Genomic DNA, 16,810 nt, shown 5'->3' with positions numbered 1-16,810 from the left:
TTTTATTTATATTAAATATTTTATTTTATTTTGAATTTATTTTTAAATTATATTTAATATGTGTATAAATTAAAATAAATATTGATCCTCTTGTGAGGGGATATCTTTAATGATTTATATCTGCCTAATAAACAAATTGTTAGGGTCAAAATGACCCTTCGATACACTTTTTTAATCGACGCTACGTTATACAATATATTTTCTTAAACATCTTCCTTGGAAATACAGGATCATGGGTAAAACATGAATGAAGCATAAGTAAAGTTGCTGACGCTGATGCCTTAACCTTTTATGCATTTCAGCAAATAAACGGCATGAATTAAAATATAATTTTTCTAATATTTTTAAGGTGATTTTTCTTCTTAGCAATTTAATTGAGTTAAATAAATTGTTTTTTGGAATTAGAATAAAAAGATCGATATTCGAGTGAAATTAATTAGCTGTTAATATTATAATCAGTTTAGAACTTTTTGTGAAGAGCCATACAAGTTACGATAATATGCGCAATTCTTCTATTTTTTCCTATAAATGATAAAAAACCGTAAACCTACCCTTACCCAACGATTGATTTGGCTGGACCAAAGTATTTCCAGTCCTCATAAATACAATATTGGTGGCTATGTTACTTTACGGGGAAATTTGGATTTAGAGCGCTTTAAAGCTGCAATTAAAAAAATATTAATATCCCAAGAAGTTTACTCGGCTATTTTTAAAAAGATAAATGGTGGAGTGTGTTATGAGCTGGGAGATGCTTCAGAAGATTTTGCCCTTAATGTTATAGATTTTTCAAATGACCTTAGCCCTGAAGAGTCGGCATTATCCGTTATGAAGCAGGACTTTGCTACACCTTTTGATGTCGAAGGCTCTTATTTATTTAAGTTTTTGTTCTTCAGGCTATCTGCCAATAGGTTCATCTGGTACTCAAAAATGCACCACCTCATTGCTGACGGGTGGACATTTATGTTATTGTTGAATGAAGTGGCTTCATTTTACAATAGTGATGATCAGCCAGATCATTTTCGTTTCAGGTATAGTGATTACGCACTTAAGGAGGAAAATTACCACGCATCTGATAAGTTTAAACAAGATCAGGAATTTTGGGAAAATGAATTTAGGACTATTCCTGAAGGACTTTTTGAGAAATCTCTGCACAATAATAAAACAGGTTTGCCTTCAAAGGTATTCACTATGCCTGTGAGTGAAGAGGTAAAAAATCAATTGATCCAATTCTCCATATCTCATAAGGTTTCATTATTTCATATAGTCATAGGCTTATTTCTGGTGTATTTTTGTCGTACTCGTGGGAAAGAGGCTATCACTTTTGCACTTCCTATATCAAACAGATCTAACAGACAGTATAAAAATACTGCTGGTGCCTTTATGAATTTAATTTGTTTACCATTGACGCCAGATCTTAGCCAAAGTATGCTCGATACCATTTCATGGGTTAAAAAGAAAGTACTCAGAGCATTGAAGCATCAACAGTATCAGTTTGGTAATCTGGTGATGGACTTGGGCGTAGGGAGCCATGCTCCCCTGTATCATTTAAGAGTGTCTTATGAACATTTTGAGTTTAGTCAGAAGTTAGGAGATGTGGAAAGTAAGGCCTTCGCCTTGGGTAATAAGGCTGAAAATGATCCTCTGTCTGTTTATATCAGAGATTATAATGATGACGGTCTGGATATCAAATTTGTTTATAACAGTGAATACCTCGCAGAAGATGACATTCGGTCTGCATCATCAGGTATTTCTGTTTTAATAGATGAGCTGTTGACTGAGAATGCTCGTCCATGCAAAGAGGTTCAATTAATCGACCATGAGGAATATCTAACCATAGATAGGTTTTGTAAGGGACCGGTTATTGAATGGAATGATGATCACTTTATTCCTCTATGGCAGAAAACAGTTGAAACCTACCCTAATAGGCTCGTGGTAAGTACAGCTAACCATGCTTTCACCTATGCGGAGGTCAATAATCAGGCTTTAAAGCTAGCATCTTATTTGTCTGAGTCTGTGAAAAAGGAGAGTGTAGTAGGGTTGGTGCTGCCTAGAAATGAGATGATGGTTATTGGAATGATAGGTTGTATGATGTCAAAGGTGACATATACTCCTGTTGAACCGGGTAACCCCGCTCAGCGATCTGAAAGGTTTTTCAAAAATATTGGATGCGACTTGTTGATAGTCAGTAAGGCAACCAGGGTGCAGGTGGAGACGGTTCGTAGTGTAAACCTGGAGGACATAGTTGCCGGGCAAACGGAAGCTCCTGAATTGCCTCAAGTGCAATACGACCCGGAAGATACCTGCTATATTTTGCATACCTCTGGTTCCACCGGAAATCCGAAGGGAGTGGCTGTTTCACATAAGGCCGTGGGAAATTATATCCAGTACTTCAAAAGTTTCTTTTCTTTAATGCCGGATGATGTGGTTTTGCAGCAGGCTTCGGTAAGTTTTGATACCTCGGTAGAGGAAATATTCCCTATACTTATTACAGGTGGCAGAGTGCATATTCTTGAAGAAAGAAGAGATGTTCAGCTCATGCAAAAGACTATTGAAGAAGAAAAGGTGACCATTTTAAGTACTACACCGCTGGTATTGAAAATGCTGGGAGATAAACCTGATTTTTCTAGCTTAAGGACAGTTATCAGTGGAGGAGACGTACTGCAGCCTGATCACTTTAAAGGATATCTCCAAAACGGGGTTGATGTTTACAATACTTATGGACCTACCGAGGCTACCGTTTGCTGTACATACCATAAAGTAGTACCGGCCGGATCTACGATTCCGATAGGGAGACCAGTGGCCAATACCAGTGTTTACATTTTAGATAAGTACATGAACTGGCAGCCCATTGGTATAGAGGGGGACATTTATATTGGAGGTGTTGGTTTGGCAAAAGGATATATCAATAATCCTGATGCGACCAGGGCAAGTTTTGTTGAAAATCCCTTTCAGCCAGGAACTGAGCTATACAAAACAGGTGATATCGGAAAGCTAAACAGTGTAGGGGAAATCGAGTATACTGGCCGGTCAGATGACCAACTGAAGATTCGAGGTATGAGAGTCGATGTTAACGAGATCACCGATGCTATCAAATCATACGACTCTGTTGAAGAAGTAGTGATAGACCATACCCATGAGGCTGAAAAGAAGGCCTTGGTTTGCTATTATACTTTGATAAACAAGAGAAGCTTGGATATTGAGGTGTTGAGGGAGTTTCTGGAGCTCCATCTTCCGGAGCATATGATACCTTCATACTATATTGAGGTATATGATATCCCCTTAACCATACAAGGGAAAACCGATAGGAGAAAGCTTAGGAAGCATTATCTGAAGAATACCGTTGCAGAGTCTGGAACAAGGCATCAGCCATCTACTAAAAATGAACAATTGATAAAGGATATATGGGAAGAGTTCATTCATATGAAAGATATCAGTACCACTGACAACTTCTTTCATATAGGGGGCAATTCATTAGTAGCTACTATGGTATTGAATAAAATTAATGAGGTTTTGGAACTAGATGTTAGCCTGAATCAATTCTATTCACATCCAACCATAAAAGGGTTAGCTCAGTTTATAACACAATATGAAGATCAGCATTTTGAGTATATAGATCTCGATTAGCTGAAAAATACGAGAAACGTAAATGAAATTACTGGATTTATTTAAATCAAGGTCACGGTATTTTTATGCCATTGTCTATGTAGTTAGTATCATCAGCAGTGTTGCCAATATTGGCTTGCTGATTTTGATCAATGATATAATCAGGCAACAATATACTGGTGAACATTTTAATGTCAACTACATTGCCTCTTTCATTGGGCTTTTAGTCGTTTCTTTTGCGACTTCGGCATACTTCCAGAGGTCATTGGTAAGCATCACCAATGAAATAATGTGTGAAATGGAACTTTCTATTATTCAAAAAGTAAGAAAGGCCACCTATGCATCTTTTGAGAAGCTGGGCTATGAGAAGTTATACTCTGCCTTTGCTGATACGCAAATTGTGAGTAATATACCAGGGGCTATAATCAATGTATTTACGGCTGTGATCACCATAGTGTGTGCGTTGGTCTATATCTTCTTCACTTCTCCGATGAGCGGAGTGTTTTTATTCGTTTTAATGATTCTTTTCCTGGTGATATATATCGTAAACGATAGTAAGAATGCTCAAAACATGGAGGAGGTTAGAGATCTTCAGGATGAATATTATGGACACCTCAGGGAGTTTTTGATGGCATTCAGGCAAATTAAGATCTCAGGCATAAGAAATAATGCCATTTACAATAAGCATCTGCTCAGGAACAGAAATGATACGAAGCAAATAAAGACCAGACTGTATCAAAAATATGCTATTAATGAGCTTTTTGGTACCTACAGCTGGTTCTTACTTTTGGGTGTAGTGATATTTATATTACCTTGGTTATTGGGTATTACCATAATACAGGTTACTACCCTGGTTACTACCATTATCTTCTTAATTGCTCCTTTGGGCAAAGTAATGACATTTATTCCCAGCTATAATCGTTTTAAAATTGCCATCAACAGGATTAACAGAATCGAAAAACTGCTTATTGTTGATGCTAAACCGATATTAGAAAAAACAGTTCATGACAGTTTTCAAACCATACGATTTGAGAATATCTCATATCAATATGGGGGTAACGAACAAGGTGCATTTACACTGCGAATACCGGAGTTAACACTGAATAGAAATGAGATAACCTTTATTACAGGAGGGAACGGGAGTGGCAAAACTACCTTCATTAATATTCTAACGGGTCTGTATAGACCTGATAGTGGCAGGATATTTATCGATGACAATGAAATTGACTGGCAGCAGTATGCCCAGTTTTGTAACAATATGTCCGTTATTTTCTCAGATCATCACCTGTTTAGGCATAACTATGATGAGCATGATCTAAGCGAAGCTAATACAGAACTCCACAGGTTAGTGAAGAAAAAGAATCTGGAGAAGGTTTTTAAAGTTGACAGTAACAAGATAGATGTTAACCTGTCGAAAGGTCAGCAAAAAAGAACAGCCCTGATCCTGAGCCTGCTTGAAGAAAAATCAATGGTGATACTTGATGAGTGGGCTGCTGAACAAGATCCTTTTAATAAGAATGAATTTTACAGTCAATGGATCTTTGATATCAAATCGAGCGGAAGGATGCTTTTGGCAATTACACATGATGATGAGCATTACGCCAAAGCTGACAGGATCATCAAGTTTAAGAATGGTGGTGTAGCCGAAGATATCAGGAATCAGGAGTTGAGCTATGACTGCTAGCTCTAAGGAATTATTATTTAGGAATTAAAAATTAACGGTACTTAAAATGACAAAGGTTATTTGCCTTCCGTTTGCGGGCGGCAGTAAATATTCATTTAAGGAGTTTGAGGACTATAACTGCGAGGGTATAGACGTTGTGACGCTCGATTATCCTGGCCGTGGAGGTAGGATGAGAGAGCCACTCCTTTCAGAGACGGTTGCAATTGCGCATAACCTTCTACCTCAGGCAAAGGCTCTAATAGGTAATGAAGACTATGTAGTTTATGGGCACAGTATGGGAGCTACAGTGGGGTTTGAACTGGTACATTTCCTGATGAATGCAGGATTACCACAGCCAGCTCACCTCTTTGTTAGTGGCGCAACAGGCCCGGCAGCTTTCAGCAGGACAGTGCGAAACTGGCATAACCTGCCCAAAGACGAGCTTTTAAAAATTCTCAAAGACCTTAACGGTATGCCTGAGGAGATACTGAATAATGATGAGTTCTTTGATTTTTATGAGCCGATCATTAGAGCAGATTTTAAGGCAGTGGAAAGCTATGCTTATAAAAAAAGACAACCCTTGAACATTCCTATTACAGTGATGAATGGAACCCGTGAGCCTTTCGATGAGCAGGAAGTTAAGTTATGGGGCGATGAAACAGTTTTCCCGGTAGAATATATGAAAATGGAGGGGCATCATTTCTTCATTTTTGATCATGTAAGCACAATTATTAATACAATAAGAGAAAGAGTATCGACAAAACAATCAACTAATTATTATGGATAAGAAAAAAGTGTATTTGAAGCCTAATGTTGTATTCGAACCACTTGTTGACAGGTGGTATGCGTGGAGTCATCTGATATCTCCGGCAACAGCGGCAATGAATATCGTAGGGAGACATCTCGAAATTATAGAATCTTATTTGGCTGCGCCTGAGCTGCATGCCGAGGCAATAGGTAATCCTAAATTACTTGGAGGTCCGTTTATGGACATCCCTGAAAGTAGAATTGAGGATGTAAAGAAACTCAAGCAGGAGACAGAGGAGAAAAGGAGCAACATGATCGCTTTTAGAAATGCCGTGGCAGAACTGGACAGAATGTTGAATGAGGAAGCCAAAGGATATGGGTTGGAAGCACTGTATGAGAGGGTTCCGGATATTTTGAAAGGTTATGTGGAGTTGTATTACGACCGATATGGAAACCCTGGTTTCAGGTTCTTCGAATCGCTATTATATAACAGTGAGTTTTATGATGATTCAGCTCAAAGCCTAGCCTTATGGATCACTAACAACGACCACCGTCCGTTTTGCTTAAGTACTCCAAGGCTTGATGATGAAAACATACTTCACCTTGAGATACCTTTTGCTAATAAGGCTATCGACGAACTGGCGAAAATGAAGAGAAACGGAGGAGACCTGGATGAGATCAAAAAATTATTGAACATCAAGCCTGAGCAGGAGGCGCTATTTGAGACCTTCTTCTCTGAAGATGCACATCCTACTTATCAGAAGTATGATGGTGATAAAATCAGAATGCGTTACTTCGGGCACGCCTGTATACTGATTGAAACAAAAGAGATCAGCATTTTGGTAGATCCTTTGATCAGCTATTACGGATACCACTCTGACGTAGAGCACTTCTCTGATGCTGACCTTCCTGATTTCATTGATTATGTGATCATCACGCATAACCACCAGGATCATATCCTATTTGAAACGTTGCTTCCCCTTAGACACAAAATTGGTAAGGTAATAGTACCTAAAACAAGAGGAGGAAAGCTAGAAGATCCTGAGCTTGGGCTGATGTTTAAGAAAATAGGTTTCGAAGACGTTGTTGAGCTTGATGAAATGGGTACTGTAGACTACGAAGAGATCACTGTTACAGGTGTGCCATTCACCGGAGAGCATAGCGATATGAATATCAACTGTAAGCTTTGCTACCTCGTTCAAATTGGAGAGTTTAAACTAATGTTCCTCGCGGACTCCCGTATAATGGAAGCCAAACTTTATGAGCACATTCACAAGCAGGTAGGAGATATTGATGTGATGTTCCTCGGTATGGAGTGTGATGGTGCGCCGCTTACCTGGTTATACGGACCTTTACTTACCAGTAAACTACCAAGAGATCAGGATAATACCAGACGTCTGTCAGGTTCAGATTGCCAGAGAGGTATGTCAGTGGTCGACATCTTTAACCCATCGGAAGTTTATGTATACGCTATGGGACAAGAGCCATGGATCGAGTTTATAACCAGTACCAGCTATACTGCTGAATCTAACCCTATTATTCAATCAGATAGAATGGTGAAGATATGCCAGGAGCAGGGTAAAACAGCAGAGAGGTTATATGGAGAAAAGGAACTTCTCTACGAACGTGAAATGGTATTTTAAATCAGGGTTGAAATAAATTTTTAGCATTAAAAGCAGGATATCCATCGTCATATGAATAAAAATACCCCAGTTGCCAGCTTAGTAAACGAAGCAGAATACAACGGATTTAAATTCTTTTTTGATCAGGGTAAGCTTAGGCTCAGAGTGCCTAAAGAGGTGAAGGTTGATCGTCAGCTTGTAGATCGGATAAAGTCCAATCTTGACGAGGTCACAGCTTACTTGAGAGAAAGAGAAAAAGAAGATATTGCATTGTTTCAAGTGGATAGGGAGCCGGGACTCCCTGTTCCACTGTCATTTGCTCAAAAAAGTCTGTGGTTCATAGACCAGTTGCAGGGAAGCAGACATTATTACATGCATTGGTTGTTTGATATTCACGGAACACTTGACCAGGATGCATTAGACAAGTCTTTTGAACAAATTATTGCCAGGCATGAGGTATTGCGGACAGCCATAGTTGAAGACGGTGAAACCTGTAGACAAGAGCTCAGGCCCATCAGTGAATGGGCTCTTGAGCATTATAATGAAGATGAGATAGTTGCCAAAGGGCAGGACTTAGAGGCCTTTATTGAAGATCAGCTATCAAAGCCAATCAATTTGTATGATGACTGGCTGATAAGAGCAGTACTTATTGAGAGAGCACCTATGAGCTTCAGGCTCATGGTCATCGTTCACCATATGGTTTTTGATGGGCTTTCTGCTTCTATTTTGGTTCAGGAACTTCAAAGTTTTTACCAGCATTATACCAGTGCTGATGTGGGTATTATGCCAGCACCTGAAGCTCAGTATGCTGATTTCGCCATATGGCAAAACCGTAGTGTTGAGGAGGCTGCCTTTGAGGGACAGCTGCAGTTTTGGAAAGAAAACCTACGCGGACTCACTCCGCTTGAGTTTCCAACTGACTTTGCACGATCTTCAATGCAAAATGTCAATGGTGCCGTTGAAAAACATACACTTTCAAATGATATATTCAATGCCGTAGTATCCTACTGTCGTAATCAACAGGTGACAGCATCAACTATGATGCTGGCTGTATTCAAAGCTTTGATATACCGGTATACAGATAATGGTGATGTATGTGTTGGAAGCCCGGTTGATATAAGAAACCGGAAAGGTCTTGACAAACTCATAGGCTTTTTTGTCAATACGCTACCGATACGTACTCAGTTAGACGGTTCCGATAATTTCAGTACCCTGTTAATGAAGGTTCGCCAAACGATGACCAATGCTTTGGGGAACCGGGATTTACCTTTGGAGAAAATAGTGGAGGCATTTGGAGGTCAGCGTGATGTAAGCAGAAATCCTCTTTTTCAGATCATATTTGTAATGCAGAGTAAACTTGCCAATGGCGAGATGGATCTTGGAGGTATGGCTTTGCAGCAGGTTGAGAGCACTCACCATACAGCTCGTTTTGATCTGGAATTTAACGTTTTCGAAAACGACGAAGAAATAGAGCTTCGGCTGATCTATAACAAAGATCTGTACAAGCAAGAGACTGCTGCAAGTATAGTGGAGAGCTTCCTTACATTGCTGAAAGAAGTACTCAGTGACGATAGCAAAACATTAGATCAGTTAACTATAATTGATGGTGCCACCACAGCAAATCTGGTGGAGCAAGGGTATTCTCCTTCAGGTTATCCTGAGGATTGTACCATTATTGACCTGTTCTACAGGCAAGTGCAGGCTTACCCTAAATACATTGCCATTAACGACCAGGGCAAGGAATTAACATATAGTGATTTGGATGAAAAATCCAGCCAGCTGGGAAGGTACTTGCTGGAAAGCGGATTAAAGCCAGAACAACTTGTACCCGTTTGTATGGAGAGCTCTGCTGAGTTTATCATCAGCATTCTTGCCATTTTAAAAGCAGGGGGTGGGTATGTGCCCATAAACCCGGCCTATCCTTCAGATAGAATAGATTATATACTTGAAGATACCAAAGCCACTTTGGTTTTAGCTGCTTCGGGTACGAAAGACTTATTTAAACCGGATCAATATCAGGTCATTGAAGTCGATAGTTTCAATGGTCAACAATACACGAATGAACCTCTGGCGAATATTAGTGGTCCGGATAGCCTGGCTTATGTTATTTATACTTCAGGCTCAACCGGTAAGCCTAAGGGAGTATTGATAGAACATGTTAATGTTGTAAGGCTGATACAGGTCGATAAACCCTTGTTTGACTTTAATGAAAAAGACAGTTGGACCCTGTTTCATTCTACTGCATTTGACTTTTCCGTTTGGGAGATATTTGGTGCTTTACTGACAGGCGGGAAGTTGGTTATAGTGAACAAAGAACAAACACTTGACCCTGTACTGTTTCTTAAATTGTTGAGAGAGGAACAAGTAACGGTACTCAACCAAACGCCATCTGCATTTTATTCTCTTCAGGAGAGTGAACTACAAAATCCGGGGGGACTGAATGTAAGGTATGTGATTTTTGGTGGGGAAGCATTAGACCCGCAAAGGTTGAAGGGTTGGAGTAAACAGTACCCAGATTGTTCATTGGTAAACATGTATGGTATCACCGAAACCACTGTTCATGTAACCTTCAAGAAACTTACGCAGGAAGACCTACTGTCCCATAGCAGCAATATTGGTCGAGCCATACCTACTACCTCTGTTTATATTCTGGATAAGAATATGAATTTTGCTCCGGATGGAGTTGTAGGAGAGATTTATGTAGGAGGCTACGGCGTGGGCAGGGGATATCTAAACCGTGAAGCCTTAACTCTTGAACGATTTGTAACTAACCCTTTTGGAGCCGGTAGGCTATACAAATCAGGTGATCTGGGCAGAAGGCTACATAGTGGAGACATTGAATATATTGGTCGTGCTGATAATCAGGTCAAAATAAGAGGATATCGTATTGAGATAGGTGAAATTGAGGGCGTTTTAAATGATGCACCTGGTGTGTCCCAGGCAGTTGTACTTTTGAAGGAAGATGACCCGGACACTCGGACGCTTCATGGGTTTGTAGTGGTTACTGATGGCTACAGCAAGGATGGTACCCTAAGTTATCTGGGAAGGAAGCTGCCAGCCTATATGTTACCGGCTGCTGTTCACGCTGTGGAAGAAATGCCCTTAACTACTAATGGCAAAATAGACAAAGCGGTACTTTTAAACACAATTAAGGAAACAGAGGGAGCAAAAACAGTTATATCGCCTCGTAACGAGACCGAAGCCGGAATCCTAAACATATGGGAGAGACTTCTTAATAAGGAGAATATTAGTGTCTATGACAACTTTTTCGAGTTAGGAGGACACTCATTACTCGTTACCAGGATGGCTTCGTCCTTGAGGAATGAATTACAGGTAGAAATTAGCGTTAAAGATATTTTTCTGTCGCCGACCATTGCTTCAATAGCCCAATTGATCAAGGGCGGAGAGAAGAAAACAGTGTTGTCGGATATTCAGGCGGTAGAGCGTCAGGACAAAATGCCATTGTCATATGCGCAGGAGCGGTTATGGTTTATTCATAAGCTCCACGGCAGTATTCAATACCACATGCCGGCAGTATTCCAGTTGGGAGAGACCCTTGATACGGAAATACTTGAGTTTGCATTCAAAAGTATTCTTAAGAGGCATGAAGTACTTCGGACCAAAATTATTGAAGTAGAAGGTGTTGGCTATCAGCAAGTGATGGGTGAGGCAGGGTGGAGCCTTGCTATGAATACACAATCCGCGGATCAGTCGACAGAGGAGAGTATACGATCATTAATTGATGAGCCCTTTGATCTGTCCGGCGATTATATGCTCAGAGCCACACTCATCAGACAGGAAACATCAAAATATATATTGGTGGTAGTTATGCACCACATCGCATCTGATGGGTGGTCACTCTCTGTAATGTTGGATGAACTGATGCGTATCTATAATAGCATGGCAAAAGGACTACCTCTGGAAAGTGAAGACCTGGAAGTGCAGTATGCAGATTACGCCTGGTGGCAGAGAGAGCTTCTTTCCAAAGAAATTGATGATCAACTGAACTACTGGAAAGAACAATTGGCTGACGTGGAGCCCGTAATGTTGCTGACAGACTATCCCAGAGGTGAAACCAAAAGTCACAAGGGAGCCATTGTTAAACACACTTTTTCTGAGGCTACAATTCAGGGATTAAGGGCAATTTGCAAAGAGGAGCAAGTAACGCTTTTCATGGTGCTGATTGCTGCCTTCAAAGTATTGATTAATAAGTATACCACGGTCAATGATATTTGTGTAGGTATCCCGCTTGCAGGCAGGAGACACAGCAAACTTGAGCATATGATTGGTTTTTTTGTCAATACACTGGCATTGAGAAGCCAGATAGACGCAAGCCAGTCCTTCAAGACATTTTTAAAACAGATAGAAAATGTAACTCTTGAAGCGTATGCTAATCAGGATACTCCTTTTGAGAAAGTGGTGGAGGAAGTTGTCGGCTCCCGAAACAGTGATAATACACCGCTTTTCAATATCATGTTTGCCCTGCAAAACACCCCTGATCTTGCTCAAATTGACTTACAAGGTGTCGTGGTTGAAGAAATTCCTTTAAAGAACAGAACTGCAGTTTTTGATTTTGTTTTTGATCTCAAGGAGATCAACGGAGAATTGAAACTGGAGTTCCGATACTGTGAGGACCTGTTTAAGGAGGATACAGTCAACCGATTCATAAGCCATTATGAAAAACTGCTGACCTCCGTTATAGAAAACAGAGAGCAGTCTATTGGCATGCTTGATATCATACCGGCAGAGGAGCAAAAGGTATTGATAGAGCAGTTTAGCAAGGGAGAAAACTACCCTGCTGAGATGGGTAGCAGTATCATAAGCCTGTTTGAAGAGCAAGTAGAGCAATACGCTGAAAACCCTGCCTTGAGTTTTGGCGATCAAACGCTTACATACCGGGAGCTTAATGAAAAGGCCAACAAATTAAGTGCATACCTGATTGATCAGGGTGTTTCACAAGAAATGCCTGTTGCCATTGCCCTCGAGCGTTCAACAGACCTGATCATTGGTATTATTGCCATACTTAAATCAGGAGCAGCTTATGTGCCGATTGATGTTAAGCTACCGGCAGGCAGAGTACACTTCCTTTTAGATGATATACAGGCTAAAATCATCATTACAGACAAGAGTTTTAAAAGTAAGCTCAAAGGGTACAACAGTGATATTACCATAATTGATCAAAGCGAACAGAAGGATGAAATATCAGTTTGTGATAGTAAAAATCCGGGTGTTAATATGGATGCTGAGCATCTGGCTAATATCATATACACATCAGGAACAACCGGCCGCCCTAAAGGGGTAATGGTTAGCAATCACAACATTGTCAGTCTCGTAAGAGGTCAGTCATATGCGAGGCTTTCTGACAAGGATGTCCTACTATCCACAGGAGCACCATCATTTGATGCTTCAACGTTTGAATATTGGGGCATGCTGCTTAATGGAGGCCATCTGATCATGGCATCAGAAAATAACCTCCTGGTGATTGAGCTGCTTAAGAAGGAAATACAACGTTTTAGTGTAAATAAAATGTGGTTTACCGCAAGTTGGTTTAACTACATTGTTGATACCCAGATTGATGTTCTTGAAGGGCTGGACCTGGTCATGGCCGGGGGAGAGAGACTTTCAGAAGAACATATTTATAAAGTGAAATCAACCTACCCTCAGTTGAGTATTGTCAACGGTTACGGCCCTACTGAAAACACTACGTTTTCACTAACCTACGAGATACCGGCAGACTATCAACAGGAGAACATCCCTATAGGCAGGCCTTTGTCGGGTAGAGCCGCTTATGTATTGGACCCCAACCTTAACCTTGTTCCGGTAGGTGTAATTGGCGAGCTATATGTTGGTGGCAGTGGGGTAAGCATGGGCTATCATAATAAGCCTGAGTTGACGAAGGAGCGCTTTATGGCCAACGAATTTGAGGGTAGAACATCACAATTATACAAAACAGGAGACCTGGTGCGCTGGCGAGCGGATGGCAACCTGCAATATATAGGTAGGTACGATAGCCAGGTGAAGATCAGAGGCCATCGTATTGAATTGGGTGAGATAGAGAATACATTAAACCTGCTTGATGAAGTATCGAATAGTTGTGTGGTGACCGTGGAAGGAACCGGAGGAGCGCATAGAATCTTCTCGTACATTGTACCGGAGAAAAAGGAAGTGCAACTTCTGGAAAACCAACTTCAGCAAAGTCAGGTAGAAAGTTGGAAGAACCTGTATGACTCAGAATATGGAAAAACAGAAAATGACTCTGCTGTAGATGAAGAGTTCAACATTATCGGATGGAATGACAGCTTTACAGGAGAGCCCATACCTGCGCATCAGATGAGAGAGTGGCTGGATGATATTTCAGAAGTCATCTTCCATGAGCGGCCTCAAAATGTAATGGAAATAGGCTCAGGTACAGGACTGATCTTTTATGCATTGGCCGGTAAAGTTAACAAGTACATCGGTACGGACTTTTCAGGTTCATCGGTGAGACAAATACAGAACAGGATCGATAAGGGACTTAGAGAATATGGTAGCAATGAGTTTCATGTATGCTCGGCTCATGAAGTAGGTGAGGTGCCTGTCGATAGCGTTGATACGGTTATACTGAATTCGATCATACAATACTTCCCGACTGAAAGCTACCTGACTGAGGTTATTGAGAAATCTATAGAAAAGCTCAATGGACAGGGAAGACTTATCATAGGAGATATCCGTGATAACAGACTCTTGAAACCATTTAAAGGAAGGCTAACACTGGGCAACTATCAAGGCGGGATGGATAAACGCGAGTATTGCTGGCTCCTCAATCAGGCAGTTTGGAATGAAGAAGAGCTTTGTATTTCGCCACGGTATTTTGCAGGTATGAAAGACAGATTCCCAGAGATCCGATTTATTGAAGCATTCTGGAAAAGGGGAGATGAAGTCAATGAACTAAACCTTTATCGCTATACCGTAATTATTCACCTTCAGGAGAAAGAGGAGATAAAACCGACCTGGCAAAACTGGAGTGAATGGAGACAGAAAGGCGATTTTGAATCGACCTTGAAACAACCACTAATAGCGATCAAAGATGTGCCTAACCCAAGGCTGACCAAAGAAAGGTTGTTTTTAGAAGCTATTGATTCTGACGAGATCCATACGGTAATAGATATTCAGCAACACCTGGAGCAATTCTTATCTGAAGAGGAGCAGCTTGTTGCCGACCTGCTAAGAATGGCTCATGCCAGAGGTCGCCATTATAAGTTACTTTTAAATGAAGACCCCTTAAAAATAGATCTTCTACTATCTGTGAATCCTATAGAGGGTTATGTAGATAATGGCTTTATGTCTTCAGGAGCAAACCAAAAGAAGGATTTATGGAGCTCGCCATTATTTGCGAATATAAACCTGGAACTTCAGAAAAAAGTAAAAGAACTGCTTCAGGGACAACTGCCTGAGTATATGGTTCCGGCAGAAATTATCACCATTAAGGAAATACCACTTACCCGTCATGGCAAGTCAGATAAACAGTTTCTGAGTACTATAAAAACGGGAGATGAACTAAGCCCAACACAATATTGTGCTCCAGAAAACAAACTTCAGCAGGACTTGGTAACCATATGGAAGGAGCTTCTGGTTAAAAGCCAAATAGGTATTAATGATAATTTCTTTGAGCTTGGAGGGCATTCGCTCCTGGCTACCAGGGTGGTTTCAACTATTAGTAAAACAATCGGTATCAAGATCAGGCTTTGGGATTTGTTCCTTTATCCAACTATTGGAGAGCTTAGCGCCCATATTAAAGATGAGCTTTCGGACAATGATTTGCCTGCTATTTCTGTTGAGCCGGATAAAGATTTTGTGCCCTTATCTTTCGCACAGGAGAGGCTGCATTTTATTGATAACCTTCAGGGAAGTGTACAGTACAATATGCCTTGGGTGTTCAATATCAAAGGCCCTTTGAATATCGACCTGCTTGAATCAGCCTTTAGGCAAATTATTGAAAGACACAGTGTACTAAGAACAGTATTCAGAGAAGAGGATGAAGTCGGACAGCATTTTCTGAATAGCGAAGACTGGACGATCAGTACTTCCGAGATTAACGGAGAGCAGACCCGGGAGGAATATGAAGAGTTCATCAATATGCAGGTGAATGTTCCTTTTGACCTGGCCCATGATTTTATGGTGCGAGCGGATATTATGAAAAGAGGTGCTGAGGATCATACACTTGTTGTAGTTTTTCATCATATCGCTTTCGATGGCTGGTCTATAGGAATCTTTGTAGATGAACTGGTGAAGATATATGACAGTGGCTATAGCGGGCAACCTGTTGATTTACCAAACCTGTCGATACAATATGCAGACTATTCAATTTGGCAGAACAAGTACTTTAAAGGGGAGTATCTGGATGACCTCCTGGGATATTGGAAAGAGCAATTACACGGTCTAAAGCCTATATACCTGCCAACTGATATGCCAAGACCTACCGTTCAAAGTACTCGTGGAGATACTCAATATTTCTACTTGGATAAGGAATTAAGTGAACAATTGAAGAGAGTATCTCTGGAGCAGGGTGCAACCCTCTTTATGACTATGCTGAGTGTATTCAAAGTCATGATGTACAAATACACCAGAGAAACTGATCTGGCCATTGGCGTGGCCATAGCCAACAGAACAAGAAAAGAGGTAGAGCCACTGATAGGCTTTTTTGTAAATGCAATAGTAATACGGACTCAACTAGAGAAAACGCTGACTTTCAGAGACTACATGGAACGTGTTAAGGACAGCACTTTGAAGGCCTATGAATATCAGGATGCCCCTTTTGAAAAAGTTATAGAGACAGTAGTTGGAAAGCGGAAAAGTGTCGGTAATCCTTTGATCCAGACCATGTTTGTTTTGCAAAACACTCCAGACGTACCTGATCTGAAGCTTGCGGACCTATCCCTTACTAGCGAGGTGGCAGCTAATGTGACATCCAAATTTGATATCACTTACGACCTGAGGGATAAGCCTGAGGGAATAGAGTTCAGAGTGGAGTATTGCTCAGACCTGTTCTACCCAGATACTATCAAAAGAATGTTTGACCACTATAAGACACTGCTGACATCAGTAGTAGCTGATATTGACAAACCTATAAAATCCATGAAGATGATGGGGGCACAGGAAGCCCACCAGATGCTAACCGGTTTTAACAGATAATGAA

The 16,810-nt window shown here is 40.7% G+C and carries 5 protein-coding genes; all 5 read left to right on the top strand.

What is annotated here, in order from left to right:
• The first annotated feature begins 528 nt into the window (after positions 1–528).
• Genes JMN32_RS23720 through JMN32_RS23700 form a run of 5 tightly spaced genes read left to right on the top strand, consistent with a single transcriptional unit; the run spans position 529 to position 16,806 of the window.
• On the top strand, positions 529–3,624 hold the full coding sequence (locus JMN32_RS23720; RefSeq protein ID WP_202858873.1) for a non-ribosomal peptide synthetase: 3,096 nt from the start codon (positions 529–531) through the stop codon (positions 3,622–3,624).
• A 22-nt stretch (positions 3,625–3,646) separates the two neighbouring features.
• Entirely contained in the window at positions 3,647–5,287 is a 1,641-nt protein-coding gene (locus JMN32_RS23715; protein WP_202858872.1) for an ATP-binding cassette domain-containing protein, read from the top strand.
• Positions 5,288–5,333: 46 nt separating this feature from the next.
• Positions 5,334–6,053, top strand: a complete 720-nt coding sequence (locus JMN32_RS23710) for a thioesterase II family protein (RefSeq protein WP_202858871.1) — start codon at positions 5,334–5,336, stop codon at positions 6,051–6,053.
• On the top strand, positions 6,046–7,656 hold the full coding sequence (locus JMN32_RS23705) for an MBL fold metallo-hydrolase (RefSeq protein ID WP_202858870.1): 1,611 nt from the start codon (positions 6,046–6,048) through the stop codon (positions 7,654–7,656). Before JMN32_RS23710 ends, JMN32_RS23705 begins: the two co-directional genes overlap by 8 nt.
• Positions 7,657–7,707: 51 nt before the next feature.
• The gene (locus JMN32_RS23700) at positions 7,708–16,806 is read left to right on the top strand and encodes a non-ribosomal peptide synthetase (protein WP_202858869.1); all 9,099 of its coding nucleotides are present in this window, start codon (positions 7,708–7,710) and stop codon (positions 16,804–16,806) included.
• The last annotated feature ends 4 nt before the right edge of the window (positions 16,807–16,810 follow it).

The organism is Fulvivirga marina (genome assembly GCF_016775155.1).
GTDB classification, from domain to species: Bacteria; Bacteroidota; Bacteroidia; order Cytophagales; family Cyclobacteriaceae; genus Fulvivirga; species Fulvivirga marina.
This window is presented reverse-complemented; position numbering and strand designations above follow the sequence as displayed.